At 59.1% G+C, this 26182-nt stretch carries 23 protein-coding genes and 1 pseudogene; 18 read left to right on the top strand and 6 right to left on the bottom strand.

Features of this window, described 5'->3' with window-relative positions; translation table 11 throughout:
* Positions 1-146: 146 nt before the first annotated feature.
* Together FBZ97_RS26385 and FBZ97_RS26390 are read right to left on the bottom strand one after the other, a co-directional pair.
* A complete protein-coding gene (locus FBZ97_RS26385) occupies positions 147-947 on the bottom strand; it encodes a BtpA/SgcQ family protein (RefSeq protein WP_145322862.1) in 801 nt (266 codons plus the stop codon).
* A gap of 54 nt (positions 948-1001) precedes the next feature.
* A complete protein-coding gene (locus FBZ97_RS26390) occupies positions 1002-1856 on the bottom strand; it encodes a DeoR/GlpR family DNA-binding transcription regulator (protein WP_113352279.1) in 855 nt (284 codons plus the stop codon).
* Positions 1857-2042: 186 nt separating this feature from the next.
* Between FBZ97_RS26390 and FBZ97_RS26395 the strand changes: the two genes are divergently transcribed.
* Genes FBZ97_RS26395 through atzF form a run of 7 tightly spaced genes read left to right on the top strand, consistent with a single transcriptional unit; the run spans position 2043 to position 9281 of the window.
* On the top strand, positions 2043-2822 hold the full coding sequence (locus tag FBZ97_RS26395) for an SDR family NAD(P)-dependent oxidoreductase (RefSeq protein ID WP_162748812.1): 780 nt from the start codon (positions 2043-2045) through the stop codon (positions 2820-2822).
* A 42-nt stretch (positions 2823-2864) separates the two neighbouring features.
* Positions 2865-4028 carry an ABC transporter ATP-binding protein gene (locus FBZ97_RS26400; RefSeq protein WP_145322864.1) on the top strand — a complete coding sequence of 388 codons (1164 nt, stop codon included), beginning with the start codon at positions 2865-2867 and terminating at the stop codon, positions 4026-4028.
* Between the two features lie 14 nt (positions 4029-4042).
* Positions 4043-5524 (top strand): FGGY-family carbohydrate kinase, encoded by a 1482-nt coding sequence (locus FBZ97_RS26405; RefSeq protein WP_113390728.1) that lies wholly within the window; start codon positions 4043-4045, stop codon positions 5522-5524.
* Positions 5525-5526: 2 nt separating this feature from the next.
* Positions 5527-6138, top strand: coding sequence for an HAD family phosphatase (locus FBZ97_RS26410; protein ID WP_113352275.1), 612 nt, complete (start codon positions 5527-5529; stop codon positions 6136-6138).
* On the top strand, positions 6135-6806 hold the full coding sequence (locus FBZ97_RS26415) for an isochorismatase family cysteine hydrolase (RefSeq protein WP_113352274.1): 672 nt from the start codon (positions 6135-6137) through the stop codon (positions 6804-6806). Before FBZ97_RS26410 ends, FBZ97_RS26415 begins: the two co-directional genes overlap by 4 nt.
* Positions 6799-7431 (top strand): cysteine hydrolase, encoded by a 633-nt coding sequence (locus FBZ97_RS26420; RefSeq protein ID WP_113390727.1) that lies wholly within the window; start codon positions 6799-6801, stop codon positions 7429-7431. The genes FBZ97_RS26415 and FBZ97_RS26420 overlap by 8 nt, the downstream gene beginning before the upstream one ends.
* An 11-nt stretch (positions 7432-7442) precedes the next feature.
* Positions 7443-9281 carry an allophanate hydrolase gene (atzF, locus tag FBZ97_RS26425; RefSeq protein WP_113390726.1) on the top strand — a complete coding sequence of 613 codons (1839 nt, stop codon included), beginning with the start codon at positions 7443-7445 and terminating at the stop codon, positions 9279-9281.
* A 135-nt stretch (positions 9282-9416) separates the two neighbouring features.
* Here the strand turns inward: atzF and FBZ97_RS26430 are convergent, their stop codons facing one another.
* From FBZ97_RS26430 to FBZ97_RS26440, 3 genes are all read right to left on the bottom strand, one after another.
* Positions 9417-10238, bottom strand: a complete 822-nt coding sequence (locus FBZ97_RS26430) for a carbohydrate ABC transporter permease (RefSeq protein WP_186449552.1) — start codon at positions 10236-10238, stop codon at positions 9417-9419.
* Positions 10235-11179 carry a sugar ABC transporter permease gene (locus FBZ97_RS26435; protein WP_145322866.1) on the bottom strand — a complete coding sequence of 315 codons (945 nt, stop codon included), beginning with the start codon at positions 11177-11179 and terminating at the stop codon, positions 10235-10237. Before FBZ97_RS26435 ends, FBZ97_RS26430 begins: the two co-directional genes overlap by 4 nt.
* Before the next feature lie 171 nt (positions 11180-11350).
* Complete coding sequence (locus tag FBZ97_RS26440; protein WP_246661868.1) at positions 11351-12568, bottom strand: sugar ABC transporter substrate-binding protein; 1218 nt, start codon at positions 12566-12568, stop codon at positions 11351-11353.
* A gap of 306 nt (positions 12569-12874) precedes the next feature.
* Between FBZ97_RS26440 and FBZ97_RS26445 the strand changes: the two genes are divergently transcribed.
* The 10 genes and pseudogenes from FBZ97_RS26445 to FBZ97_RS26490 form a co-directional block, all read left to right on the top strand.
* Positions 12875-14338: an NAD(P)/FAD-dependent oxidoreductase gene (locus tag FBZ97_RS26445; protein WP_233790072.1), complete on the top strand. Its 1464-nt coding sequence runs from the start codon at positions 12875-12877 to the stop codon at positions 14336-14338.
* Positions 14335-15360 carry a questin oxidase family protein gene (locus FBZ97_RS26450; RefSeq protein WP_113352268.1) on the top strand — a complete coding sequence of 342 codons (1026 nt, stop codon included), beginning with the start codon at positions 14335-14337 and terminating at the stop codon, positions 15358-15360. Before FBZ97_RS26445 ends, FBZ97_RS26450 begins: the two co-directional genes overlap by 4 nt.
* 591 nt (positions 15361-15951) lie before the next feature.
* Positions 15952-16239, top strand: coding sequence for a hypothetical protein (locus FBZ97_RS26455; RefSeq protein ID WP_113352267.1), 288 nt, complete (start codon positions 15952-15954; stop codon positions 16237-16239).
* Complete coding sequence (locus FBZ97_RS26460) at positions 16232-16648, top strand: gamma-glutamylcyclotransferase family protein (RefSeq protein ID WP_145322868.1); 417 nt, start codon at positions 16232-16234, stop codon at positions 16646-16648. The genes FBZ97_RS26455 and FBZ97_RS26460 overlap by 8 nt, the downstream gene beginning before the upstream one ends.
* 459 nt (positions 16649-17107) lie before the next feature.
* On the top strand, positions 17108-17851 hold the full coding sequence (locus FBZ97_RS26465) for a FadR/GntR family transcriptional regulator (protein ID WP_113352265.1): 744 nt from the start codon (positions 17108-17110) through the stop codon (positions 17849-17851).
* Positions 17852-18019: 168 nt separating this feature from the next.
* The gene (ugpC, locus tag FBZ97_RS26470; protein WP_113352264.1) at positions 18020-19087 is read left to right on the top strand and encodes a sn-glycerol-3-phosphate ABC transporter ATP-binding protein UgpC; all 1068 of its coding nucleotides are present in this window, start codon (positions 18020-18022) and stop codon (positions 19085-19087) included.
* 153 nt (positions 19088-19240) lie between these two features.
* On the top strand, positions 19241-20554 hold the full coding sequence (locus FBZ97_RS26475; protein WP_145322870.1) for an ABC transporter substrate-binding protein: 1314 nt from the start codon (positions 19241-19243) through the stop codon (positions 20552-20554).
* Between the two features lie 66 nt (positions 20555-20620).
* Positions 20621-21556 carry a sugar ABC transporter permease gene (locus FBZ97_RS26480; RefSeq protein ID WP_113396167.1) on the top strand — a complete coding sequence of 312 codons (936 nt, stop codon included), beginning with the start codon at positions 20621-20623 and terminating at the stop codon, positions 21554-21556.
* 15 nt (positions 21557-21571) lie between these two features.
* A complete protein-coding gene (locus FBZ97_RS26485) occupies positions 21572-22471 on the top strand; it encodes a carbohydrate ABC transporter permease (protein WP_069614176.1) in 900 nt (299 codons plus the stop codon).
* A gap of 321 nt (positions 22472-22792) precedes the next feature.
* Positions 22793-23564, top strand: a pseudogene (locus tag FBZ97_RS26490) (ABC transporter ATP-binding protein); the annotation flags it as partial.
* A 354-nt stretch (positions 23565-23918) separates the two neighbouring features.
* On the opposite strand, the gene FBZ97_RS26495 reads toward FBZ97_RS26490, so the two are convergent.
* Entirely contained in the window at positions 23919-24668 is a 750-nt protein-coding gene (locus tag FBZ97_RS26495; protein WP_113352262.1) for a GntR family transcriptional regulator, read from the bottom strand.
* Positions 24669-25025: 357 nt separating this feature from the next.
* Between FBZ97_RS26495 and FBZ97_RS26500 the strand changes: the two genes are divergently transcribed.
* Positions 25026-26177, top strand: coding sequence for a mandelate racemase/muconate lactonizing enzyme family protein (locus tag FBZ97_RS26500; protein ID WP_113390721.1), 1152 nt, complete (start codon positions 25026-25028; stop codon positions 26175-26177).
* Positions 26178-26182: the final 5 nt, after the last annotated feature.

A 26182-nucleotide genomic window follows, 5' to 3' on the forward strand; every position in this document is an offset into this window, starting at 1 on the left:
GTCAACTTGAATTTCATCTTGCCAATATGGTGACGGCGGGCGGAATGGTGTTTGTAGGGCATGGACGAAAATCATGGCGTCCGTTGGCGATCCCGCCCGCCTATCGGCAAACCATTGGAATTTGATCCATGCACCAACGCTCATCGTCAGCGAATAGCGCTGACGATGTCCATGAAGCGCTTGACGCGGGCGGGCTCGACCTTGTTCCAAGTATTGCCCTCATATTTGAAATGCGTGCCGATGACGACGCCGCTGGCGCAGGAGAGGATGTCGGTGACATTGTCCTTGTTGACGCCTGTATTGGCGAAAACGGGAACATCCCTCACGGCTTCGCAGACCTTGCGCAAGCCGGACTGATCGACCGGCTGCCCGGTCAGCGGACCGGACACAAGGATGGCGTCGGCCAGCGATGAGAAGACCGCGCTCTTTGCGCGCAGTTCGATCGGGCGCTGGTCGAGCGAATGGGCGAATTCGGCATTGATGTTGAACAGCATTTTCATGTCGGTGCGGCCGAGCGTGGCGCGCAGCCGCGCCGGCGTCGCGCAATCCGGGGCCCAGATACCCATGTCGGAGGCGAAGACGCCGGTGAAGATCTCGCGCACGAAGCTTGCGCCGGTGGCGGCACCGATGGCGACGCTTGCCGTCGGATCCCAGAGATAATTGACGCCGAAGGGAATCTTGAGTTCCGCCTTCGCAGCCTGGACGATCGCCGTCATTGCAGCGATACCCTCCGGCGGTGCCTTCAACTCGTAAGGCCTGTCATTCTCGTTGCCAAACATGATGGCATCGACGCCGCCTTCCTGCAGCGCGCGAATATCTTCCATCACGTCGTCGATGAGTTTCGAGACGCCGCCTTTCGGATCATAATTCGGCGAACCGGGCAATGCGCCGATATGCGCCATGGCAATGATGACCTTCTTCTTGTCACCAAAAAATTCAAAAACCATCGAAAGCTCCGAAATTGGGCGTTAGGGAAAGCGGGTTTTCACAAACCGGATGCTTCAGGAGGATGCGCCGGCGACCATCACTTCAACCCTGGCGGCTTCAAGCGCTTTTGCCAGTTCTGGCGGCGGCGATGCATTGGTGATCAGCATGTCGAATTGTGACAGCGGGGCGATATGAACGAGCGACATGCAATCGAATTTCGATGCGTCGCAGAGAACGACCTTCTTCGTCGAGCGGCGGAGATAGACGCGCTTCATCTCCGTATCATCGAAGGAATAATCATAAATACCGTCTGACGTCAGTCCGGAAACGCCGACAAAGGCGATGTCGAACCAAAGTGCTTCGAACTGGGAAATCGCCGTTGCATTGGAGATCGACAATTCATCGTTTCTCATGCGTCCCCCAGGCAAGTAGACTTCCGCCAGGCCTTCCCCAAGCTGGGTGGCGTTGCGCACGCTGTTGGTGAAAAACTTTACATGCTGCTGGCCGGCGAGCAACCGGGCAAGCAGGAATGTTGTCGTGCCGACATCCAGCGCGATGGTGCGAAGTCCTGAGGCGACCCGCGCTGCCGCTTCCGCAATCAGCCGTTTCGGCAATGCGTTCTTGGCAAGGCGAGCCTGAAAGGTCGGCTCGTTGAGGCGCGAGGTGGTTGCTGAAAGGCCGGGTTCGACAATTGTGGTAAGGTCGGTGCTGACTGCTCCGCCATGGGTGCGGGCAAGCCGTCCTTCCTTCTCCAGTTCCGTCAGGTCGCGCCGCACGGTCATTTCAGACACGCCGAGCTGTGCGGCAATTTCCGTTACGGATACGGCGCCCGTTTCGGCCAGCGCATCCAAAATGAAGGAACGGCGCGTGCGCGCGAGAACTTTCGTTTTTTCGACGGTCAGCGTTTCGGCGTCATGGCCTGTGATCATTGGTCTGTCTTTCATTTAGATAAGCTGAGCGGGTGTTTGCGTTCGCATGCTACCGAAGCTCAGCCTTCCCATTACATAACCAGTGCTTAGCTCAGAAAGCGAACAAATTCAAACATAAATTTCGATTGATTTGTAAGTTTTTGTTGTTATATGATCGCGGTGTTGTTTTGGTCGGAGATATGGCTCGTGGGACATCCGAAGTTTGCGGAACTCGACGGTTTGAAGGCGATCGTTACCGGCGGCGGCAATGGAATAGGCCGTGCAATCGCGCAGGCGCTGGCAAAACAGGGTGTCAAGATCACCATTTGCGACATCAATCTGGAGGCGGCGAACACAGTCGCACAATCGATTGCCGGCCATGCGCTGGAGATTGATGTTCGTTCGCGTTCCTCCGTGGAAAAGACGTTCGAACGAGCCGCGGATCTCATGGGCGGCTACGATATACTGATTGCCAATGCCGGGGTCTCTACGATGCAGCATGCGCTGGAGATCACCGACGAGGAGTGGGACTTCAACTTCGACGTCAACACGCGCGGCATCTTCCTGACGAACCAGATCGCTGCGCGCCGCTTCGTGTCGCAGGGCCAGGGTGTGATTGTCAACACGGCCTCGCTTGCCGCGAAGGTCGGCGCGCCGCTTCTGGCGCATTACTCTGCCAGCAAGTTCGCCGTTCTCGGCTGGACACAGGCGCTTGCCCGCGAACTGGCCTCGAAAGGCATCCGCGTCAATGCCGTCTGCCCGGGCTTCGTCAAGACCGGCATGCAGGAGCGCGAGATCGATTGGGAAGCCAAATTGCGCGGCGTCAGCCCCGAGCGCGTCGTTGAAGACTATATCGCCCAGACGCCGCTCGGGCGGCTGGAAACACCCGAAGATGTCGCCGATGTCGTCGTTTTCCTCTGCTCGAATTCCGCCCGTTTCATGACCGGTCAGGGCGTCAATGTCACCGGCGGCGTCTATATGACCTGACAGGCCAGCCGACCGCCCAAGCCGCATCATATCGGAGAGAGCATGGCATCCATCGTCTTTGAGGGAGTGGAAAAGCGTTATCCGGACGGATATGCGGCAATCCAGCACCTCGATCTCACCATCGAGGATGGTGAGTTTCTGGTTCTAGTCGGCCCAAGCGGCTGTGGTAAGTCGACCGCGCTGCGAATGATTGCGGGTCTCGAGGATATCACTTCGGGTCGCCTGTTGGTTGGCGATACGCTCGCCAACGGCCTTGCGCCCCGTGACCGCGACATCGCGATGGTCTTTCAATCCTACGCGCTTTATCCGCATATGACCGTTGCCGAGAATATCGGCTTCGGCCTTTCCGTGCGCGGCGTCGACAAGACGGAAATCGATCGCAAGGTCAGGGAAACGGCCAAGCTTCTCGAACTCGACGCCTATCTCGGCCGCAAGCCGGGGCAGCTTTCCGGCGGTCAGCGACAGCGCGTGGCGATGGGCCGGGCGCTGGTGCGCGCGCCCAAGGCGTTTCTGATGGACGAACCTTTGAGCAATCTCGACGCACGGCTGCGCGGCCAGATGCGGGCCGAAATCGCCCGGCTGCAGAAGTTGAGCGGCATTACCACCGTCTATGTCACGCATGACCAGATCGAGGCGATGACCATGGGTGACCGCGTCGCCGTGATGCGCGCCGGCCTTTTGCAGCAGCTCGGCACGCCGCGCGCGCTTTACGACACGCCCGCCAATCTCTTCGTTGCCGGTTTCATCGGCACGCCGTCGATGAACTTCCTGAAAGCCACGCTGGCGGGCAGTGAGGGCGGTCTGGCTGCTGCCGCCGGAGGGTTCACTCTGCCGGTGCCAGAGCCTGTCATTGCCGCGCGTCCGGCGCTTGCGCGTCATGTCGGCAAGGAGATCATTGTCGGCGTTCGGGCCGAGGCGTTGAGCACCGCGGATGCTGTTGATCCGAGTTTCGGGCGCATGGAAGGAACGGTTGCCTTCATGGAGGATTTCGGCGCCACGAAACTTATCCATCTCGAGATTGGCGGGGCCGGCAAGCTGGAGGAGGTGACGGCGGAGGCAGACGAAGTTTCGCTTTCCGGCCCTCGATTGCGTGCCTCCGTGCCGGCAACACTTCCGCTTCGCGTTGGCGAGACGATCGCCCTGTCGGTCAACCCGGCAGAACTGCATTTCTTCGACGCAGCGACTGAAAACGCGATCCGCGACTGAAAGGTTCTTTCGCCATGCCCGTGTTCATCGGCATCGATATCGGGACGACCTCGACGATCGCGGTAGCGATGTCGGAAACCGGAAAACCGTTGGCCTCGGCCTCGCGCCCCTCGCATTTGTCCTCGCCGCATCCCGGTTTTGCCGAGGCCGACCCTGGGCAATGGTGGGCGAACACGCAGGTCGTGGTGCGGGACATGATCACGCGCTTGCCTGAGGGATGCGAACTCGCCGGCGTCTGCGTCACCGGAATGTTGCCGGCTGTGGTGCTGCTCGATCGCCAGCGCCGCGTCCTGCGTGCGAGCATCCAGCAGAGCGATGCGCGTTGCGGGGCGGAAGTCGAAGCCATGAAAGCGGCGTTGGACGAGGCGCGCTTCCTCAGCCGCACCGGCCAGGGCCTGACCCAGCAATTGGTCGCCCCGAAACTGCAATGGCTCAAGGCGCATGAGCCGGATGTCTATGGCCGGATCGCCCATGTCCTCGGCTCCTATGATTTCATCAACATGCACCTGACCGGGCGCCTGACGGTCGAGCGCAACTGGGCGCTCGAAGCGGGATTCATCGATCTTGACGATCACCGGATTGCGGACGACCTCGTGGTGCTGTCGGGACTTCGCCCCGGCGCCCTGCCGGAGCTCGTCGCATCGCATGAGGTCATCGGCGCGGTGACGGCAGACGCGGCGCAACTGACCGGCCTGCCGGAAGGCCTGCCCGTCTTCGGCGGAGCCGCCGACCATATCGCCTCCGCGCTAGCGGCTGGCCTGACGCAGGCCGGCGATGTCCTCCTCAAATTTGGTGGGGCAGGCGATATCATCGCCATTGCCGGCAGGCCGGAGCCAGATCGTCAACTTTTTCTGGATTACCATCTCGTCCCCGGCCTTTATGCGCCGAACGGCTGCATGGCCTCCTCCGGCTCGCTTCTCAGATGGCTTGCCGCCCTCATCGGTGGCTCGGAAGGTGACGATGTTTTAAAGCAGCTCGACCAGGAAGCGGCGGCCGTGCCTGCCGGCGCGGACGGCGTGCGTGCACTGCCTTATTTTCTCGGCGAGAAGACGCCGATTCATGACCCGCTGGCGCGCGGTACGTTCACCGGCCTCAGTCTCGGTCATACGCGCGGCCATATATGGCGCGCGGCGTTGGAGGCGATTGCCTGCGGCTTCCGCCATCATCTCGATGTTCTTTCGGAAACGGGGCGCCCGGCAACACGGCTGATCGCCTCCGACGGGGGAAGCCGAAGCCGTATCTGGATGCAGATCGTCGCCGATATCTGCGGCCAGCCGATCCATGTCTTGTCGGATGCCTTCGGCTCGTCGATTGGTGCGGCCTGGGTGACGGCGGCCGGATCAGGCGTGGCGGCATGGGGGGATGTCGCGGCCTCCGTGCGCTTTGGCGCGGTGCTGCAGCCTTCGCCCGAAGGTGTCGCCGCCGGCGACCGGATCTATGCCGACTACCGCGATCTCTACCGGTCGCTGAAACCCTTCTTCGCGCGTGGAGACTAGCCATGATCAAGGCAATCGCCTGGGATGTCGACGGGACGCTGATCGACAGCGAACCGGTTCACCACAAGGCGCTAATGGCCGTTTCGGAGCGCTATGGCGTCAACATTGCTGCCGATGATACGCGTTTCATCGGGGTGGCGATGAGCGATGTCTGGACGACGCTCGCACCGCTCTATCCGCTGGGACTTGGCCCGGAGACTTGGATCGCCGAGATTGTCGAAGCCTATATTGAGCGGACCGCCGAATTGCAACCGATTGCTGGCGCGCGGGAGACGGTGCTTGCGCTAGCCGAGTCCGGGCTTGTTCAATGCGCGGTTTCCAATTCGTCTCGCCGCATCGTCGAGGCCAATCTTAAGGCTATGGGGCTCGACCGCGCGATGGCCTTTGCGATCGGGCGCGAGGATGTAGTGCACGGCAAGCCCGATCCCGAGCCCTATCGGCTTGCCAGCGGGCGTCTTGGCCTTGATGCTTCGCACATGCTGGCCGTCGAGGATAGCGTCGTGGGCGCGGCCTCGGCGCGGGCGGCGGGCATGCCGGTGCTGCGCTATGGCGCGGATTTCACCGACTTCGCGGCGATCCTCGACCTGGTTGAGGAGCGGAGGCTTCGCGCATGATGAATTTCTGGCCCTGTAATCCGCCTGAACGCGCCGCAAAGGCGGCGCTCGTCGTGATTGACATGCAGGTCGATTTCTGCGCGCCGGGCGGGTGGGTCGATCAGTTGGGCGAGGATGTCAACAATACGCGCTCCATCATCCCGGCCGTTGCCGAGGCCCTGACAATCGCGCGGGCCGCGGGCCTAGCCGTCTTCCACACCCGAGAGGGCCATAAGCCGGACCTGTCGGATCTACCGGCCAACAAGCAATGGCGCACCCGCATCCATGGGCTCGGCATCGGCGATGAAGGTGCTTCCGGGCGCATCCTCGTGCGCGGCGAACCCGGCTTCGAAATCGTTCCCGAGCTTGCGCCGCTCGCTGGCGAAATGGTGATCGACAAGCCGGGCAAGTCGGGTTTCCACGCGACCGATTTCGATGCGCGGCTGACGGCTCTAGGCATCACCCATCTCATCGTCATCGGCGTCACCTCCGATTGCTGTGTGCAATCGACCTTCAGAGACGGCTTCGAGCGCGGTTATGAATGCGTCATTCTCGAAGACTGCACGGCAGCGGTCGAAACGGCCAATCACGAAGCGACGATGGATATCTTGAAAGCCTTCGGCGGCCGCTGGGGGACAGTGTCCGATCTCGCGAGCTTCCGCGCCGCCGTGGAGGCGCTTCATGGCTGACAACTTCCCCGGCGTTGCCGCCGCCCCGTATTCCTGGCCCTTCGACGGGCAATGGAGCGCTGCCGACAGCGCGCTTCTCATCCTGGGGTTCCAGAACGGTACGATCGCCGCACTCGGTGCGGAGCCGGAGGCTGCTGTTGCGGCAAAGCTGATCGCATGCGCCCGGGAAGCCGGCCTGCCGGTGATTGCGAGCCGGCGCGGCCGCAGCGAGACGCTTTCCCCGGCTGCTGCCCGGCGCGCCGCCATGGGCGATCCCGTCTTTGCGCCCGGGACGTCGGAATGGCAGCTTTCCGACATGCTCGGCCTGCAGGTGGAGGCTTTGATCTTCGACCATCCGGGCGACAATGCCTTCTATTCGACTGGGCTCGAAGCCTGGTTGCGGCGGCGCGGCATCCGCAATCTGGTGCTGGCGGGTGTTCCAACCGAGGGCCTGCTGCACGCGACCCAACGTGCTGCCAATGACATGGGCTTCGAATGCATCGCCGTTTCCGATGCGTGCAAGGGAACGACGGATGCACGTCATGCCGGGCAATTGCGCATCACCGTCTTCGGCAACGGGCTTTTTGGCACCGTGACGTGCTCGGATCAACTGCTCTCGGCGCTGAGGGCGCCCATCCCGACCTGAAGAGGATCGACATGTCTGATTTTCACTGGCCGGCCGAGACCGGCAGCCTCGACTTCCATACGCTGACAGCTGCCTATGCGTCCGGTCAACTCAAGCCTTCCACGGTCGTCAACGCCATCTATGACCGGATCGAGGCGCGGGGTGACGACCATGTATGGATCTATCTTGTCTCCCGCGCCGACGCACTGAGAGCGGCAGAGGAATTGGAGAATGCCGGCTATGACGGCCGTCCTCTCTGGGGGATTCCTTTTTCGATCAAGGATTGCAACGACGTTATCGGCCTACCGACGACGAATGCGCTGAAAGAGGGGACCTATATAGCCGAAAGCACCGGTCAGGCCGTGACTCGCCTTTTCGACAATGGCGCGATCCTGATCGGCAAGACCAACATGGACCAGTTCGGCATCGGCCTTGTCGGCATGCGCACGCCGTATGGTGCGTGTTCGTCGGTGTTCAACGATGATTATATTTCCGGTGGTTCCAGTTCCGGTTCTGGTGTTTCCGTGGCGGCAGGGCTTTCCAGCTTCTCGATCGCCAATGACGCCGCCGGCTCCGGCCGCGTGCCGGCGGGCTTCAACAATATCGTCGGGATCAAGCCGACGCCGGGCATTGTCAGCAATGCCTGCGTATCGGGCGGCGGCTGCGTGAAGACGATCGAGACCGTGTCCGTCTTCGCGCTGACGGTGGAGGATGGCATGGCGGTCATGCGCGTCATCACCGGCTACGATCCGACCTATCCCTTTTCCAAGCCCGAGGCCGATCATGTCGCGCTCGACATGCGGCCGGCCCCGCCGAAGTTCCGCTTCGGCATTCCTGCCGGCGCGGCGCTTCGCTTCTTCGGCGATAGCGAGGCGGAGCGGCTGTTCCAGGAAGCCGTCAAGCGGCTGGATGCCATGGGTGGCGTGGCGGTCGAGGTCGATTTCGCCGCATTCGAGGAAACCCAGCGTATTCTCTACGAAGGCCCGTGGATTTCGGAGCGTGCGCTCAGCCTCGATAAGGTGCTGGCCCAGCATGGCGACGCGATCCATCCGGTCACAAAGACGATTCTCGAAAACAGCGGGCAATATTCATCCGTTGATACATTCCGCGCCATTCACCGCATCGCCGAGTTGAAATGCGCGACACGCCCAATCTGGGACGACATCGAAGTGCTTCTGGTGCCGACGACGCCGACGATCTATCGCAAAAGCGAGATTCTCGCCGATCCGATCGCGCTCAACGCGCGCCTCGGTATCTATACCAATTTCGTCAATCTGATGGGGCTTTGCGGGATCGCCGTGCCGAACGGTTTCCGCGTCGACGGGTTGCCCTCGGGTGTCACCTTCCTCGCTCCCGGCATGGCTGAAGCGAAAGCGGCGGCGATCGCGGCTGAATTCCATCATCGCGCCGGCATCGGGCTCGGCATGAACCTCAATCCCTATCCGGCCTATGGCGCCCCAACGGAAATTCCGGCCGGTCACCGCGAGATTGCCGTTGTCGGCGCACATCTGTCCGGCATGCCGCTCAATCATGAACTGACGGAGCGCGGCGGCGTATTCCGTGGCCATACCCGCACGACAGGCGATTATCGGCTTTATGCGCTCACCGGCACGACACCGGCCAAGCCCGGTCTCGTTCGCGATCCGAACGCCAAGGGGCCGGGCATCGAGGTCGAGATCTGGTCACTGCCGCTCGCAGGCTTTGCCGATTTCATCGAGCGCATTCCGCAACCGCTGGGGATCGGTAAGGTCGCGCTCGAGAGCGGTCGCCAGGTATCCGGATTCCTTTGCGAGACCGTGGCGCTGAACGGCGCGATCGACATTACCGCGCATGCCGGCTGGAAGAATTATCTGGCTTCGAAAGCGGCTTGAGAAAGGTGCTCGCGGGGAGCGTTTCCGTTAAAACCGGAAGCATATGAAGCGCTCCGGACGTTTTGCTTGTCTTGCTCGAAATGCCAAAAAGGCCCCGCGAGATGCCCACCTTTTTAATCGTCGGAGTTTGTCCGCTCAGTTGATGCCTTTGGTCAGTCCCTGCACGAAATAGCGGTTGAGGACGAGGACGATGAGCACGATTGGCACGGTCGAGAAATGCGCCAACGCCCCCAGCGTCCCCCAGGTGATATCCTTTGTGCCGTAGGCCGAAAGTAACGCCACCGAGATCGGCTTGGAATCGAGCCGTGTCAGGAACATGGCGAAGAGGAAGTCGTTCCACGAGAAGAGCACGCAAAAGAGTGCGGAGGCGATGATGCCGGAACGCACCGCGGGCAAAGATACTTTCCAGAAGGCGCTGAACTGCCGGCAGCCATCCGTCAGCGCCGCTTCTTCCAGCTCCTGCGGCAGGCCACGGAAATAGGAATACATCATCCAGCTCACGAAGGCGGTGTTAAGCACGCAATTGATGAGGACGACGCTGAACCAGCTGCCGATAAGGCCGATATCGCGCATCAGCAGATAGAACGGGATAAGCGCCGCGACAGCGGGGACCATGCGGATCGTCATGAAGAAATAAGCAACGCCCATGGCGGCAGGATGTCTCGAGCGGGCGAGCGCATAGCCGGCAGGAACGCCGAGTATCAGCGAAAACAGCATCGAGCCGCCTGCAATCAAGAGGCTGGAAGCGATGAGGCTGCCGACATCGAAGATTCGCAGCGCATTGCGGAACTGGTCCAGCGTCGGCGTGAAGAAGAGATGCGGCGGAATGGAGAAGATCGCGTTCGACGGTTTGTAGGCGGTCATGGCGAGCCACAGGAAGGGCAGCAGGAAGAAGACGAGGGTCAGCAGCAGGAAGCCGCGTCGTGCCGTGTCAAAGACCATGGAGCGTCGCGTCATCGGCCGTTGGCCTTCTTGTCGAAATGGCGGATCATGAGGATGAAGCAGGTGGCGATGATCGCCACACAGAGAAGCGCGATGTTGGAAATCGCCGACGCCTTGCCGATATTGAAGAAGCTCAGGCCCTCCTTCACCGCATAGACCATGAGCATGTTGGTCGAATTGCCCGGTCCGCCACCGGTCGTCACGAACACGCTGTCAAAGACGCGGAAGGCGTCGATGGTGCGCAGCGTCAGCGCCAGCATGACGGCTGGCAGCATGAGCGGCAAGGTGATGGAACGGAAGGTGCGCCAGGCGGTTGCTCCGTCGACGGCGGCGGCCTCCAGGAGGTCGCCGGGCAGCGCCTTTAGGCCGGCCAGCAGAATGAGCGCGACGAGCGGCGTCCATTCCCAGATGTCGATGAAGATGAGCGTGGCCAGCGCGGTCGACGGCGTGGCGAAGAGGCCGCGCGGATCGGTGATACCCCACTGGGCAAGATAATAGCCGACCACGCCGTAGTCGGCGAGCAGCAAGCCCTTGAAGATGAGACCGACGACCAGCGGCGTGATGGTGACGGGAACAAGGATCAATGTCAGGCAGACGCGATTAAACCGGTCGTCGCGCCAGAGCGCCAGCGCGATGACAAAGCCGAAGATGAGTTCGATGGCGACGGAAAAGACGGTGAAGATCACCGTATTGGCGATGGCGCCGCGAAAATCGGCGTCTGCCAGCAGGTTGAAGTAATTGTCGATGCCGACGAAATGCGTCCGCGCCGGTTTCAGCAGATTGTATTCGTATAGGCTGTACCACATGCCTTTTACGAGCGGGAAGACGCCGAGCGCGATCACATAGGCGACGGCGGGGAGCGCCATGGCAAGCAGGAACAATTTTCGCCGCGTGGCAAAAGGGACAGGCGAGAAGCCCGTGGCCGCCTTGCTTTCAACGGAGCTGGTCAGGTTCATCGCGTAATTCGTCATCACCGAATGGCCGCTTGCTTCGCGTTTCGATCTGAGAGGAAAACGGGCCGGCGTGCAAACGGAATCTTGCTTTCAGCGTACCGCTGAAGCTCGCGCGACCAGCGCCCTCGAAAATGAAAGGCCCGCATCACGGTCTTTCGTGAAGCGGGCCTGTTCTTAGAACAGCTTGGCGGCTGCTTCCTGCGCCGCGTCAAGCGCGGCCTTGGGCTCGACCGTACCAACGAGGACGGAGTTGACTGCCGTGCCCAGGATGTCCTGGATTTCCGGATACTCCGGAATGCGCGGGCGATAGTCGCCGTCGCCGTTCTCGAAGACTTCGTTGAGGACAGGCAGGAATGGATACTTGGCGTTCAGCTCCTTGTCGGTAACCGTGCTCTTGCGGATGTAGCTGCCCGCACCGAGCATATTCATCTCCTTCTGGATCTTCGGACTGGTGACCCATTTGATGAAGGTCCAGGCGGCTTCTTTCTGCTTGTCCTTCGCATCGGCGTTGATGGCCATGCCCCAGCCGCCGATTCCGTAGATCTTCGGTAAACCCTTACCGCGCGGAGCAAGCGCGACATCGACCTTGCCGACCACCTTCGACGTCTTCGGATCGTAATAGCCGGGCGCGCCGACAGACCAAGTCTGCATCGTGGCGGCAATCCCTTGGCGGAAGCTTTCCTCGCGGCCGCCCCAGTCATAATCGGCGGCACCGGGAGGAGCTGCCTTCTTGAAGAGATCGCGATAAACAGTCAGGCTCTTGATATTGGCTTCGGAATTGAGCGCCGGCTTGCCGTCCTTGTCGAGGATGGCGCCGCCCATTTCGGCGTTATATTGCATCCAGTCCTGAGCGACCGCCGGGCCTTTCTGGCCGTTGGCGACAAAGCCGTACTGCTTCTTGGCCGGGTCGGTCAGCTTATAGGCGGCGGCAACCAGATCTTCCATCGTTTCCGGCGCCTTCAGGCCGGCGGCATCGAAGAGATCCTTGCGATAGGCGAGAACGTTGGCATAGCCGGCAAAGGGGTAGGCGACCTGCTTGCCTTTGTAGTTGCCGAGCGCTTCCATGAGCTTGGGATAGATGTCGGCGGTATCGAGCTCCTTGGCATCGCGCTTCATCAGGTCGTTGAGATCAATCGTATAGCCATTGGCGGCGAACTGCCCTGCCCAGACGATGTCCATGGTGATCAGGTCATAGCCGGCGGTGTGGCCCACGAAATCGGCGGTCGTCTTCGTCAGCAGAGAGCCGTAATCCATGATGTCGACCTTGATCTCTGCGCCGGTCGCTTCCTTGAACTCGGGCGCGATCTGCGCCAGCACGGCCGAAAACTGGTCGTTCATGGATGCCAGATTGAGAGTGATGCCGGCCAGCGGCTTGTCGGCGGCCTGCGCCATGCCCGCTGTCAGGGCAAGGATGCAAACGGTAGCAAATTTCTGAAAATTCCCCTTCATGAATGTCATTAGTGTTCTCCTTTTCATGATTGATTGCCACTATACATCAAACAAAAACGCACTCAAGTACACTTGACAAAAAAGCAATAACGGCCTGAATATAACAAAATTGAACAATATCGCTCATTTTTTGCTTGATGATTGTGCAATATGCCTCGTTTTTGCGCATCGGCCGGCTTGCTTAAGAGACTGCGGTCATGCCGGACTTGGCGCGAGGCCGTGTCAAAGAAAAAAATGTCAGGATCGAACATGAATGGGGGTCTCAGCATATCGCGACTTGAAACGCTAGAAAAACGGCTCGTCGCCGAGATGGAGGCCACGGAAGCGCTCGGGCGGGTCTGGGCTCCAGCACCGGAGCCAGGACCTGCTTGTATCTCGCGCTATAATGTCGTGATCTGTGGGGCCGGCATGTCGGGGCTCGCTATCGCCTTTGGCCTGAAACGGCGTGGGGTTGCGGGCGTTCAGGTGATCGACAAGGCCGGGAAGGGGCGGGAAGGGCCTTGGATCGGCTGCGCGCGCATGAAGACGCTGCGCTCGCCGAAATATCTCGCGGGGCCGGATTTTGGCCTGCCGTCGCTGACGCCGCGCGCCTGGTACGAAGCCGTCCATGGCACAGACGCCTATGAAAGCCTCGACAAGATGTCACGGCAAGACTGGATGGCCTATCTCGGCTGGTATCGTGCGGTGACGGAGCCTGATGTGGCCAACGGCACGAGCCTTGCCGGTATCTCGCAAGTCGGAGGCTGGTTGCGGCTTGCGCTCGAAGCGGACGGTGAAACGCGACAGATCGAATGCCATCGGCTTGTGCTGGCGACCGGTATTGATGGCGGCGGCGCGCCCATGATCCCCGATTTCGTTCGTACCTTGCCCAAGTCGTACTGGACCCATAGTGCCGAGATCGCAGACGACAGCCATCTCAAGGATCGAGATGTCGCCATTCTGGGTTCGGCGACCTCCAGCTTCGACTGGGCGGTGACGGCTTTGGAAAAGGGTGCGAAAAGCGTGGCGATGATCGGCCGCTCGCGCAATTTCGGCCGGACGGAAGTGTTGGCCTGGACCAATTTTCCGGGCTTCCTCGGTCATTTCGGCGATCTGTCGGATCTGCAAAAATGGCGCTATATGCGGCTATACAATGGCTTCAAGATCCCGCCGACACAGGATCAGTTCGACCGTGTCGTGTCCGATCCGCGCTTCACGATGGCGCTGGGCCACAAGGTGCAGTCCGTGACATTGGATGCCGCGCGGGTTGTGATCGAAAGCGACAGCGGCATGTTCAGCGCCGATCATCTCCTGCTTGGAACCGGTTATACGATCGATTTCAACCAGCGCGCGGAATTGAAGAGCATTGCGCCGCATGTTGCTTTCTGGTCCGATCGTTTCACGCCGCCGGATGGCGAGGCATCGGCCGAGATCGCGGCCCATCCCTATCTCGGGCGCGGCTTCGAACTCACGCCGAAGAATGCGGCGACCCATGGCTGGCTGTCGCACATCCATTTGTTTAATTGTTCAGCCATTGCTAGCCTAGGCCCGATCAGTAACGGTGTGACTGGCATGAAATACGGTCTGCCGCGCATCGTCGATGCGGTTGTGGGTGGTCTCTTTCACGAGGCGGCCGACGATTTTCTCCGTGACCTTGCGGCCTATCGGGAGCATCATTTCGATCCGCGCGGCTATGATGGAGACCTTGAAGGCATGAAGGAAGTGTCATCATGACAATCATACCTACGTTTCCGCTCGACAGGGTTCTGGAAAGGGCTCGGCGTGACAGCGTGGAATTTCCCTATCTGCTCGCCAATCACGTTCCAATGGTCCTCGTGGCGCTCGATCGCATGGGCGCGACCCCTGAGCGTCTCGACGAATGGTACGAGATTTATCGCGTGGCAAACCAGCTCGTTCCCGCGCCGCCAACCGTGGCCCCGATCGAGCGTGAGCATTGGGACGTGGCGCTCGGTGACCGGACGCGGGAATCAGATTATCGCGCCTATTTCGTCGCGGAAGTCGAACGGCTCGGGACCGATGCCGCGATCCGCCATTATTTGCCTCGGCTTATCCAGGGTGTGGCCGGCAGTGCGCTGCACCCGCTGATGCGGCTGGCTTACGCGGTGCTCAACAGCGACCCAGCGGAAGTGGGAACGGCGCTCGGATACTGGGCAACCTGTTATCTGCCCTTGCCCGATCCGACTGGGATAAAACCGGACACGGACGATCCGGCAGCGATTCTCGCTGCTATGAATGATGTTGCCGGCGCACACGACTATGTGCCTGAAACCGATCTTCTCTGGCACAATATACGCGAAGTCGCCGCCTTGCCGGACTTTCCGCCGGTGATCGATCGCTTGCGCATTGATGAAGCGACACCGAAACGCATGGCGGAGACGGCCCTGGCCCTATTCGCCGCGACCATGGATTTCTCGGCGCTCCACGCCGTTACCGGCTTGCATTGGGCTCGGTTGGTCGCGCCGCATCTGGATGCTCCGCTGCCGCTCTACCGTGCCTTTTGGCAGGTGATTGCCACACTCGTTCCGAAGATCGGCTTCCCGGTGCTTCCGACCGCCGAAGCCCTTCAGGTGATGCGTGAGATGCAGGTGCCGGACTGGCCGGAGATAAGGGCCGCCGCGGTGGCCTCTAACGACGAACACGACGTTAGCCTGGTCTTTTCGGCGTTGCAGGAACACCTGGCCTGGGGTGATCCTCTTTATCGAGTCGTGGCGGCGCGCCGCGTCCGGCTGATCTAGAGGTTGGCGTGCTGAGTTTCAGCTCAATTTGAGCCACTTTTTCATTTCGCGTTGTACCAACTGAGTGCAATTATGGTGTTGATCGAAAACATTTTCTTGCGGTGTGGGCGGATCCGTCCAGAATAAAAAAGTGAATTAAATTCGTGCGATAATCAACAGACGGAGTATTAGTCGCTGTCAAAACGGACCGTGCAGGTCTTTGACGCCGAGGCCGGGCATAGTGGAAACCATCAAAGGGCTCGGCGTAATGGACCACGCCGCTGCGTTCCTCTTCGAACACCTGCCAGATCGTTCGATCTCTCTGCTCGGGGTAGCGGTGTGCCTCGGCATAGGCAAGGCTACGACGCATCGGCAACCCCTCTTCGCTTCCAGCATATGGAACGGCTTGATAAGCCGACGAGCCCGTCGAAGTTTTGCCGGACGATGAGCTAGATGATCGAACAAAAGCGATATGAGAGCGCTCTACTTCATCACTGTGTAAGGCCGGATGGAATCATGGGTCAGCTCTCGCAGTATACAAGAAACCTTCCGGAAACTACCAAGAGCTAAAAAGCGTTCTCTTGCTGTGAACCTTATCAGCAGGAGACAGCAATGGCGGATAACAGCACCACGACAATCAGCGCCACATTCCAAATACGTCAGGCAACAAATCTTGTCGTCGAACATCTAGTTCAGGAGCACGCAATTTCGAGGCAGGACATTTTCGCTCAATCGGCAAACGATCGCAACACCGCAGGTTCGGCGGCCTCGGGAGGCGATATCCGGTATGACGAGGGAGCTCGCGGTGACGCACCGTTGGCGGGCGGGATCGAGGTCTCGGCGGATATCGTGCCAAATCCGGCTTACCTTCGCCGAAAGACTTTAGAGCATCATGGTTGAGATCGTCCACGTATTCGCCTTCGGAACCTTGAAGAAGGGTTTTGTGCTGCATCAGCGAGGCTTGGCAGGCGCGCATTATTGTGGCCGCGCTCAGACGCGAAAGGCCTATCCAATGGTGATCGCGGGTCAATGGTTTGCACCCATGATGTTTGATGAACCTGGAACCGGATCGATCGTCAGCGGCGAACTCTACGAACTGAGCGGGGAAATGCTAAGCAAACTTGATAGGCTCGAGTCCGTCGGCCAGCCTGGGCACTTTCGCAAACGGATCGAACTTGAAACCGCTAGCGGCAATCTTGCTGACGCTTTTGCCTATTTCAAGGCTCGCAGGTTGGCGGTGCCGATATATACTGGCTATCTCTCCACCTATGACGACGATCGCTTCGTTCCAACAGAGCGACGAAGCTGAGTGAGACACGATTGTTTCGAGTTGGACTTTGGAAGGGAGGGCGCAAGCTGCTTCAATGCAGGTAATGCCGATCCGCTCATATAGTCGATGGACGGATCACCTGGGTCCGCGGGCAAAGATTGGCTTGAGGACAGGAAGGTTCGAAGTGAGCGATTAAGCCTGCGCTGAAAACATTGCCAAATGCAATGCGCCTCCCGTTCCGCGCGGGCTTTATCTTCGCCGTCCTGAAACAATCAAGAGGTTTGCCTCAACGGGTGCTTGTGATCAAACTTGTAATCCAATTGAGAAAGGCAGGCGGCGGTCGAGCCGCCTCGCTGGTTAGGCCATGCCAAGCGGCGGTATCGTGGAACCAACAGTTAGACTCCGTGTCGGCGGTGGCAACGAATTTGTCTTGACTGATTTCCTCAACGATCTTTAATTAACTGATCTACTGGACCAACCAGTGGACCGGGGGGAGCGATGGACGAAAGTCCGATCTTGACCGAGGGGCCGAATATCGCGCGGAGTCTCGCCCGCCGAACGGCGCGTGATGTCATCGCCGAGAAGCTGATGGTCCTGATCGCCACCAATATGTTGCGACCGGGCGACGAGCTACCGGGCGAGCGCGAATTGGCCAACGTTCTCCATGTCAGCCGCGAAACGGTGCGTGGCGCGATTCAGGCGCTCGCCGCGCAGGGCATCATCGAGGTTTCACATGGCAGCCGCAGTCGTGTCTGCGAGGTCGATCTCAGCCACATTACCGTGACGATTGCCTCTTCCAATGCAATTGACGGCTACGATCTGGACTCCGTCCATGCCGCGCGTCTTCATATCGAGCTCAAGGTTGTCGGCGATGCCGCCGAGCGCATCGATGACGTCACTCTGGCAAAGCTGCAGGCTCTGCTGGAGGCTCAGCGCCTCGGGGGTAACGATGCGATGCGTTTCCTGATATGCGACCGCGAATTCCACGTGGCGATCTATCGGGCCTGCGGAAACCCGCTGCTGGCCGCCTTCGTCACCGATTTATACACTTACATGATGAATTACCGCCGCCACGTCATGGCCAAGCCGGGCGCCATCGAGGCAAGCTACCTCGATCATCTGGCCATCTTCGAGGCGCTCGCTCGCCATGATCGCGACGCCGTCGTTGCGGCCTTCGAGCATCATCTGACACGTATTTACGATACGACCAAGGTTCAACTGGCGAGCGGCAATCCGGTCTGATCCGACCAGCATGAGGGGATTTGACTGACATGAATGTGAGGGAGACAAAGATGCCGGTCGGCAGCGGGGAATAGGACGTCGAAATTGGATTAATGCGTTCCGGCGGTGGTGTCTCGGAGGAGGGATGACCGCAGGTCAGGAAAGTGAAAGGTTCTGGGAGGGACTTTTATGGCAGGTGTCGAGTTTGTCGATGTCAGGAAATCATTCGGGGCGTTCCCCGTTATCAAGGGCGTGAACATCGAGATAGCGGACGGTGAATTCGTGATCCTGGTCGGACCGTCCGGGTGCGGAAAATCCACGCTCCTGAGAATGCTTGCCGGGCTCGAGAATATTTCCGCCGGCGAGATCCGTATCGGCAACCGCGTCGTCAATGGAGTGGCACCGGGCGACCGCGACATAGCGATGGTCTTTCAGAATTATGCGCTTTATCCACATATGTCGGTGGCCCAGAACATGGCTTTCTCACTGATGCTCAAACGCGCGCCGAAAGCGGACATGGATCAGCGTGTCAAGAAAGCGGCGGAAATCCTGGGTCTGACCAAACTTCTCGACCGCTATCCCCGCCAGCTTTCCGGCGGTCAGCGTCAGCGTGTCGCCATGGGCCGGGCGATCGTGCGCGATCCCCAGGTTTTCCTCTTCGACGAACCGCTTTCCAATCTTGATGCCAAGCTCCGGGTCGCAATGCGCGCAGAAATCAAGGAGCTTCACCAACGTCTTGGCACCACGACCGTTTACGTCACGCATGATCAGATCGAGGCCATGACGATGGCCGACAAGATTGTCGTCATGCATGATGGCGTCGTCGAGCAAGTAGGTAAGCCGCTGGATCTCTACGACACGCCTGCCAATCTTTTCGTCGCAGGCTTCATCGGTTCGCCGGCGATGAACATGATCAGAGGCCGCCTCGATCCGAAGAGCGATGGCCGGTTTATCGCGTCGGATGGTACCGTCCTGCCCATTGCAAATCCGCCTGCCGGCGCAAAGGGTCGGGATCTCGTCTATGGGTTGCGTCCGGAATACATCATGCTCGATGCCGATGGGCTGCCCGCGGAAATCATCGTGATCGAACCGACAGGCTATGAGACGCAGATGACGGTTCGCTTCGGCGGCAGCGATGTCAATTGCATCTTCCGGGAGAGGATTAGTGCCAAACCCGGAGATACGCTGCGCATTTCCATCGATGTGCCGCATGTCCATCTCTTCGACGCAGAAAGCGGTCAGAGATTGACGATTTGATGTCGCTTCGGTGGGGAGCCGGAAGAAGAGGAGTCTTCCTGCTCACCTATCGATGCGGAAGCATTCGACCGGTTCGAATGCGATAGTCGTCGTCCACCAAACGGGAAGGTGGGCGCCGGGGGAATTTGCTCCCGTTTTCAAAGGAGGAGTATCATGCCATTCAAGAGACGTGACTTTCTTGCCGCATCGGCGGCAGCGGCCGGGATCGCCGGCCTCGCGCCGCTCGGAATACGCCCATCTTTCGCTCAAGCCGAACCCAGCTACACGCCCGAAAAGGGCGCGAGCCTCCGGCTGCTTCGCTGGACCCCCTTCGTCAAGGGAGACGAGGATGCCTGGCTTGCAAATACCAAGAAATTCACCGAGACGACGGGCGTTGAGGTTCGTATCGACAAGGAAAGCTGGGAAGATATCCGACCGAAGGCCGCCGTCGCCGCCAATGTCGGTTCCGGCCCCGACATGGTCATGTGCTGGTTCGACGATGCTCATCAGTATCCTGACAAACTCGTCGACCTGACGGAACTCGGCAACTACCTCGGCAACAAATATGGCGGCTGGTATGACGGCGTGCGCGGTTATGCAACCCGCGGCGACAAGTTCATCGCCATGCCGCTGACAGCGATCGGCAATGCCGTCGTTTATCGCGACAGCCATGTAAAGGCGGCCGGCTTCAGCGAATTCCCCAAGGACACCGCCGGGTTCCTTGAGCTTTGCAAGGCCATGAAGGCCAAAGGCACGCCCGCCGGCTTTCCGCATGGCAAGGCGGTCGGTGACGGCAACAACTACGCCCATTGGCTGCTTTGGAGCCATGGCGGCAAGATGGTGGACGAAAGCGGTAAGGTGACCATCAACAGCCCTGAAACGCTGGCGGCAATCCACTATGCGAAAGATCTTTATGCGACCTTCATCCCCGGCACGGAAAGCTGGCAGGACATCAACAACAACCGGGCCTTCCTTGCCGGACAAGTATCGCTGATCGCCAACGGCGTTTCGGTCTATTACGCAGCTAAAAAAGATCCGAAGCTCGCCGAAATCGCGGCCGATATCAGAACCACGAACTTCCCGATCGGTCCGGTCGGCAAGAGTGTCGAACTGCACCAGACGAGCTCGCTGGTTCTCTTAAGCCATACCAAATATCCGGAAGCAGCCAAGGCCTATATCAAGTTCATGATGGAAGGCGACCAGATGAACGCCTGGATCCAAGGATCGAGCGCCTATTGCTGCCAACCCTTGAAGGCCTTTGCCAACAATCCCGTCTGGACCGCCGATCCCGTCCATGCACCCTATGCACGCGCATCGGAAACGCTGCGCCCGAACGGCTATGCCGGTCCACTGGGCTATGCTTCGGCGGGTGTGATGGCCGATTACGTGCTCGTCGACATGTTCGCCGCCGCGGTGACCGGCCAGATGACGCCGGAGGATGCGATGAAAGAGGCTGAGCGCCGCGCAAACCGCTACTACAAGGTTTGATCGCCCGCTAAGACCTGCAGCATGCCGGCGACGGCATGCTGCGACTGTCCATCAGGAGATAATGCCATGTCGACCGTGACATCCAGCGATACGACGCGCGGCCCGATCAGATCGCTCATGCAGAACAACAATATGCTCGGCTTCCTCTTCATGTTGCCGGCGGCCATCTTTCTGGTTTGTTTTCTCACCTATCCGCTGGGACTTGGAGTCTGGCTCGGCTTCACGGACACGCGGATCGGGCGCAGCGGCAGCTTTATCGGATTGGAGAATTATCAATTCCTGGCCAATGATTCCGTATTTTGGTTGTCGGTCTTCAATACGCTGCTCTACACCTTCATCGCCTCGATCCTGAAATTCGTGCTCGGCCTTTGGTTGGCACTGCTTCTCAATCAGCACCTGCCATTCAAATCCTTCTTCCGGGCGATCGTGCTTCTGCCCTGGGTGGTGCCGACGGTGCTTTCGGGATTGGCATTCTGGTGGATCTACGACTCCCAGTTTTCGATTATCTCATGGTCGCTGATGAAGATCGGCGTGATCCATGGCCCGATCAATTTCCTCGGCGATCCGACCAATGCGCGGATCTCAGTCATCATCGCCAATGTCTGGCGCGGCATTCCCTTCGTCGCGATCTCGCTGCTTGCCGGCCTGCAGACAATCCCTGCTTCGCTGCAGGAGGCGGCATCGCTTGATGGCGCCACAAGCTGGCAGCGTTTCCGTTATGTAACGCTACCGATGTTGACCCCCATCATCGCCGTCGTGATGACCTTCTCCGTGCTGTTCACATTCACGGATTTCCAGTTGATCTATGTGCTGACCAAGGGCGGGCCGGTCAACGCGACGCATCTGATGGCGACACTGTCTTTTCAGCGTGGCATCCCGGGCGGGCAGCTCGGCGAGGGCGCGGCAATCGCGGTGGCCATGATCCCGTTCCTACTCGCCGCCATCATGTTCAGCTTTTTCGGTCTGCAGCGCCGCAAATGGCAGCAGGGTGGACAAGACTGAGACCGGGAGAACGCCATGACCATCAAAACCGAGACGGCCAATCCCGTTCTGACCGATGACATCCAAGGGATGGGCTATCTGAACCGCCTGCCTCGCCGTATCGTCATGCTCTACCTGCCGATGGCGGTCTTCGTCTTCGTGCTTCTATTTCCCTTCTACTGGATGGCCATAACGGCTATCAAGCCAAACGCACAGCTGACCGACTATAATAACTATAGCCCCTTTTGGGTCGTGGGGCCGACGCTCGATCACATCAAGTACCTATTCTTTGAAACCTCCTATCCGGGCTGGCTTTGGAACACGATATTGGTGGCGGTGGGATCGACGGCGCTGTCGTTGCTGGCATCGATTTTTGGCGCCTACGCGATCGAACGTGTGCGTTTTACCGGCTCTCGTTCGATCGGGTTGCTGATTTTTCTAGCCTACCTCGTTCCGCCTTCGATCCTGTTCATTCCCCTGGCGTTCATCGTCTTCAAGCTTGGAATTTACGATTCCAGACTTGCGCTCATCTTCACCTATCCCACCTTCCTCATTCCCTTCTGCACATGGCTGCTGATGGGCTACTTCAGGTCGATACCCTTCGAGCTGGAAGAAAGCGCGCTGGTCGATGGCGCCAGCCGCTGGCAGATCCTTGTCAAAATTATCCTTCCGCTGGCGGTGCCTGGGCTGATTTCGGCTGGCATCTTCGCGTTTACGCTTTCCTGGAACGAATTCATCTACGCGCTTACCTTCATTCAATCGTCGGAAAACAAAACAATTCCGGTTGGTGTACTGACGGAATTGGTTCGCGGCGATGTCTTTGAGTGGGGTTCGCTCATGGCCGGCGCTTTATTTGGTTCATTGCCGGTCGTTATCCTCTACTCTTTCTTCGTCGATTACTACGTCTCGTCGATGACCGGTGCTGTGAAAGAATGATGGACGCTCCGACAGCGGATCGGTGGTACGCGGTCCGCTGCCTGCGCTTTTCGGCATTTAGTAGATTACCGATCAAGGGGTGATGTCACGTTGTCGAACGATCACTGAGCATCCGGGACGAGGCTGAGTTCAGGTGATGGCGCCAGTAACGCTTTCCAATGCGCCATTGCGCGGATGGCGATGGATGTGAGTGGCGAGAGCGGAGCGTCTGTGACGTGGAGTGACGAAGAGATTTGGGAGGACCGCGCTGCCGACAGGTGCGCCCGGCGATGGTGACCAAAGGGCACGGTGCGGCCGAGGGCAGTATCGCTTGTCTGGTCCATGGTGGAGGCGTGCAATGAGAAGCGCGAGAAAGCGCTGGAAGTCGATCAGCTGAGTCGTGTCTTCGACGTTTCCACTGCCTGGCTCAACCGGATGATCGATCGCAAGCCAAAGTGCTATCTACACGTCGTGCAGGATGTCGCTCTCGTCATCGGAGAGGCAAATCCTGGCGCTTGGGGGTGAATCCGACTGCGGCAAGTTCATCGTGGCGCGACTTGTCATCGGGCTCCATGGCCCCAGTGAAGGCGTCATCGTGTTCGGGCCGTCCTCAGACGGCCGCCCGATGGAGGCGCAGATGATCTTAGGATCCGCATGCCAGCCTCAATCCGCGCTGGCGGGTCGGCGACATCATTGCCGAGCCAATCCGCGAGTTTGGCTTGCGTGAAGGACATGACGCGATCGATGAGCGCGTAGCGGAACTGCTGCGCACCGCCGGTCTTTTGCCCGATGATGCCAAGCGCTTTTGCACAAGTTTTCCGGTGGGCAGCGACAGCCATATCGATCGCTCGCGCGCTGGCAAGCGAGCCGGAATTTCTCGTTTGCGACGAACCAATATCGGCGCTCGACGTTTCTGTTCAGGCGCAGGTCCTCAATCTTATGCATGAACTGCAAGACGAGCTTGGGCTCACCTATCTCTTCATAAGCCACAATCTTGCCGTCGTCCGTCCCATGGCTGACCGGATCGTCGTCATGTATCTTAGCCACCAAGCCCCCTTGAGCCCCCGGAAGGATGTGCCTTTCATCCCCCTGTCCGAAAGCGACTGAGATCTGTTAGTCGGTCACCCCTGACGTACGCCTGCGTCGGGGCGGCGGCGCGATTGCCTGTCATCTGGCGTCAAAAGACTAGATAACGATTGTAGAGTTCTACGACGCGCGAAGGAATGCACGGTTCGCAATGGAAATTACTCGCTTCGCCGAATGCAAGAAGCAGATGGAATATTGCCGACAAGCAGAAGACCTTTTGTGCACTTGGAGATAAGATTGCACACAAGCGCGGATTCTCGACGCAGATCGGCTAAGCGACGGGACGGACCCGCATATCGTCACGAGTGCTCGAACTTTATAAATCCCATCTATAACGTATTCTAAGCGGGTGGGAGCATCCGAAGATCTTATCACCTGGCAGTCAGATCGGATTGGGCTGGTCTCCCGCGGGTGGCTCTGGTGCAGTAATCGACCGATGATCGAGACGGTCCGCGCCCTCGGCGCCGCGAGCTATCATCGCCATGGCGATATGACGGGCCTCGTCCGCGAAGCCTCCCATGATGGCATTGGCGAGCGCCAGATGAATGATCGGGTTCGGATCATAAACGAGATCGCGATCGTGCAAACTCAGATCCGCCGTGAACAGGGTACGAAGCATGATCTCCAGCGATCTGCCTATGCCGAGTAACAAACTATTGTGGCTTGCTCGCAGGACCGCGAGGTGAAAGGCGATGTCTTGCTCAATTGCCGCGACCGTCGGAAGATCTTGCATGGCCATTGCAAGCGCTTGAATGTGTTGCTTCTCTTCGGCCGTCGCATTTCGAGCAGCCATGGATGCGGCGCCGGGCTCGATAAGTTCCCGCAATTGCGCGACCTCACGTCGAAACATGGCGTGCGATTTGCGATCTTTAAGTTTCCAACGGATGATGTCGGCATCCAGCCCGTTCCATTCTTCCTTCATGGCGACGCGGGACCCGTAGCGGCGCGCGGTCCTGATCAATCCTTTGCCTGCCAAGACTTTGACGGCTTCCCGCAAGGCGTTTCTTCCGACACCGAAGCGAGAGGCGAGTTCAGATTCCAGCGGCAACTGCTCTCCAGGTTGCCAATCACCTTCCACGATGGATCTGCCGAACCTTTCGACGGTGTCCATAATCACGCCCTTCGGAAGCATGGTCTTCTCCTGCTTGCAAACATTCTAGATCCTATCTATAACGCATTTAACGCTTGGGGAGGGCAAGCAATCATCGGCAAATGTCGCAGATGTTGGTTTGATAGATCAAGTCAGGTCTAACCCGCAATCCAGGGAGGAGCCGATCCTGCGCGAACATTTATAGGAAATCTGTCGCAGCGATGCTGGGCCGGATAACAAACCTCACATCAGAGGCTGGATCCAGAGCACCAGCGCATTTGGCGTCCTTTGACTGCTTCGCTTGCGTTGAAGGGCGACGTTGTCGGCGCGGCCTACCTTCCTGGGCGTCACGGTTTGACGAAACTCACATTAGTTCATTCTCCCAACGGACGAATATCCATGAAAATCGAAAGAATAGAGTGCTTCACACCACGGGTTGGTCATCGCAATCAGCTGCTGGTCAAGGTGACGACTTCAGATGGAATTCATGGTTGGGGCGAGTCCGGTTTAACGGGCAGGGAACATGCCGTCATCGGGGCGATCCGTCATTACGAACAGTTCCTGATCGGCCGCGATGTTCGGCGGGCCGGGGCTCTGTGGCAGGAAATGTACCGCAGCCAATATTTCGAAGGTGGTCGTGTACTGACGGCGGCAATTGGCGCGCTGGACATCGCCTTCCACGATATTCGCGCAAAGGCGCTCGGCGTGCCCGTTTACGACCTTCTCGGGGGCAAGCATCGCGAGCGCGTCCCAGCGTTTGCGACCGCGCCGGCCAATCCCGGTCCCGAGATGATCGAGCAGGCGATAATCCTGAAGGATGCGGGCTGGAACTCCATCCGCTTCGTTCCGTGGGGCCAACACTCCTTTGATCTTTTCGAGCCGCGAGAGTCGATCGCGCGCACCGCTCCCTGGATGATTAAGGCGAGAGAGGAGGTGGGCGCGGAAGTCGTTCTGGGGATCGACTACCATCACCGGCTCAGCGTCGCCGAAGCCGCCTCGTTCTGCCAGAAGATGCCTTCCGGAACCCTCGATTACATCGAAGAGCCGATCCGTGACGAGACGCCGGAGGCCTATGAGGCGCTTCGAAAAATGACCGATGTACCCTTCGCGATCGGCGAGGAGTTTTCCTCGAAGTGGCAATTCTTGCCCTATATCGAGCGCGATATTCATCAGTTCAATCGGTTGGATATTTGCAATGTGGGCGGTTTTACCGAAGCCATGAAGGTCGCCGGCTGGAGCGAGGCGCATTACGTCGACCTGATGCCACACAATCCGCTGGGACCTGTCTGCACGGCGGCGACCGTGCATTTGGCAGCGGCGGTGCCCAACTTCGCTTGGCTGGAGTGTCGGGCGTCACCGGTCGAACAGCTTGGTTTTGATTCGCGTGAACTCTTTCCGTCACAGGCCGAGTTGAATGGCAGTTCCTATGACGTACCGCAGTTTCCGGGTCTGGGGATCGAGGTGAACGAAGACGCGCTGAACAAGCTCGACTTTCAATATTTCGAGCCGCCCCACCTGCGCCGTGGCGATGGAAGTTTCACCAATTGGTGATTGGA

The sequence above is a fragment of the Rhizobium sp. ERR 942 genome, assembly GCF_007828395.1.
Classification (GTDB): Bacteria; Pseudomonadota; Alphaproteobacteria; order Rhizobiales; family Rhizobiaceae; genus Rhizobium; species Rhizobium dioscoreae.

Bases quoted from the DNA above. Each gene is read 5' to 3' on its own strand.
- FBZ97_RS26390 (WP_113352279.1), bottom strand. From the start codon at position 1,856: ATGATCACAGGCCATGACGCCGAAACGCTGACCGTCGAAAAAACGAAA.
- atzF (WP_113390726.1), top strand. From the start codon at position 7,443: ATGTCTGATTTTCACTGGCCGGCCGAGACCGGCAGCCTCGACTTCCAT.
- FBZ97_RS26495 (WP_113352262.1), bottom strand. From the start codon at position 24,668: ATGCTTCCGAAGGGCGTGATTATGGACACCGTCGAAAGGTTCGGCAGA.
- FBZ97_RS26500 (WP_113390721.1), top strand. From the start codon at position 25,026: ATGAAAATCGAAAGAATAGAGTGCTTCACACCACGGGTTGGTCATCGC.
- FBZ97_RS26455 (WP_113352267.1), top strand. From the start codon at position 15,952: ATGGCGGATAACAGCACCACGACAATCAGCGCCACATTCCAAATACGT.
- FBZ97_RS26480 (WP_113396167.1), top strand. From the start codon at position 20,621: ATGTCGACCGTGACATCCAGCGATACGACGCGCGGCCCGATCAGATCG.
- FBZ97_RS26435 (WP_145322866.1), bottom strand. From the start codon at position 11,179: ATGAACCTGACCAGCTCCGTTGAAAGCAAGGCGGCCACGGGCTTCTCG.
- FBZ97_RS26410 (WP_113352275.1), top strand. From the start codon at position 5,527: ATGATCAAGGCAATCGCCTGGGATGTCGACGGGACGCTGATCGACAGC.
- FBZ97_RS26420 (WP_113390727.1), top strand. From the start codon at position 6,799: ATGGCTGACAACTTCCCCGGCGTTGCCGCCGCCCCGTATTCCTGGCCC.
- ugpC (WP_113352264.1), top strand. From the start codon at position 18,020: ATGGCAGGTGTCGAGTTTGTCGATGTCAGGAAATCATTCGGGGCGTTC.
- FBZ97_RS26445 (WP_233790072.1), top strand. From the start codon at position 12,875: ATGAATGGGGGTCTCAGCATATCGCGACTTGAAACGCTAGAAAAACGG.
- FBZ97_RS26415 (WP_113352274.1), top strand. From the start codon at position 6,135: ATGATGAATTTCTGGCCCTGTAATCCGCCTGAACGCGCCGCAAAGGCG.
- FBZ97_RS26385 (WP_145322862.1), bottom strand. From the start codon at position 947: ATGGTTTTTGAATTTTTTGGTGACAAGAAGAAGGTCATCATTGCCATG.
- FBZ97_RS26400 (WP_145322864.1), top strand. From the start codon at position 2,865: ATGGCATCCATCGTCTTTGAGGGAGTGGAAAAGCGTTATCCGGACGGA.
- FBZ97_RS26465 (WP_113352265.1), top strand. From the start codon at position 17,108: ATGGACGAAAGTCCGATCTTGACCGAGGGGCCGAATATCGCGCGGAGT.
- FBZ97_RS26440 (WP_246661868.1), bottom strand. From the start codon at position 12,568: ATGGCGCAGGCCGCCGACAAGCCGCTGGCCGGCATCACTCTCAATCTG.
- FBZ97_RS26430 (WP_186449552.1), bottom strand. From the start codon at position 10,238: ATGACGCGACGCTCCATGGTCTTTGACACGGCACGACGCGGCTTCCTG.
- FBZ97_RS26460 (WP_145322868.1), top strand. From the start codon at position 16,232: ATGGTTGAGATCGTCCACGTATTCGCCTTCGGAACCTTGAAGAAGGGT.
- FBZ97_RS26475 (WP_145322870.1), top strand. From the start codon at position 19,241: ATGCCATTCAAGAGACGTGACTTTCTTGCCGCATCGGCGGCAGCGGCC.
- FBZ97_RS26450 (WP_113352268.1), top strand. From the start codon at position 14,335: ATGACAATCATACCTACGTTTCCGCTCGACAGGGTTCTGGAAAGGGCT.
- FBZ97_RS26405 (WP_113390728.1), top strand. From the start codon at position 4,043: ATGCCCGTGTTCATCGGCATCGATATCGGGACGACCTCGACGATCGCG.
- FBZ97_RS26485 (WP_069614176.1), top strand. From the start codon at position 21,572: ATGACCATCAAAACCGAGACGGCCAATCCCGTTCTGACCGATGACATC.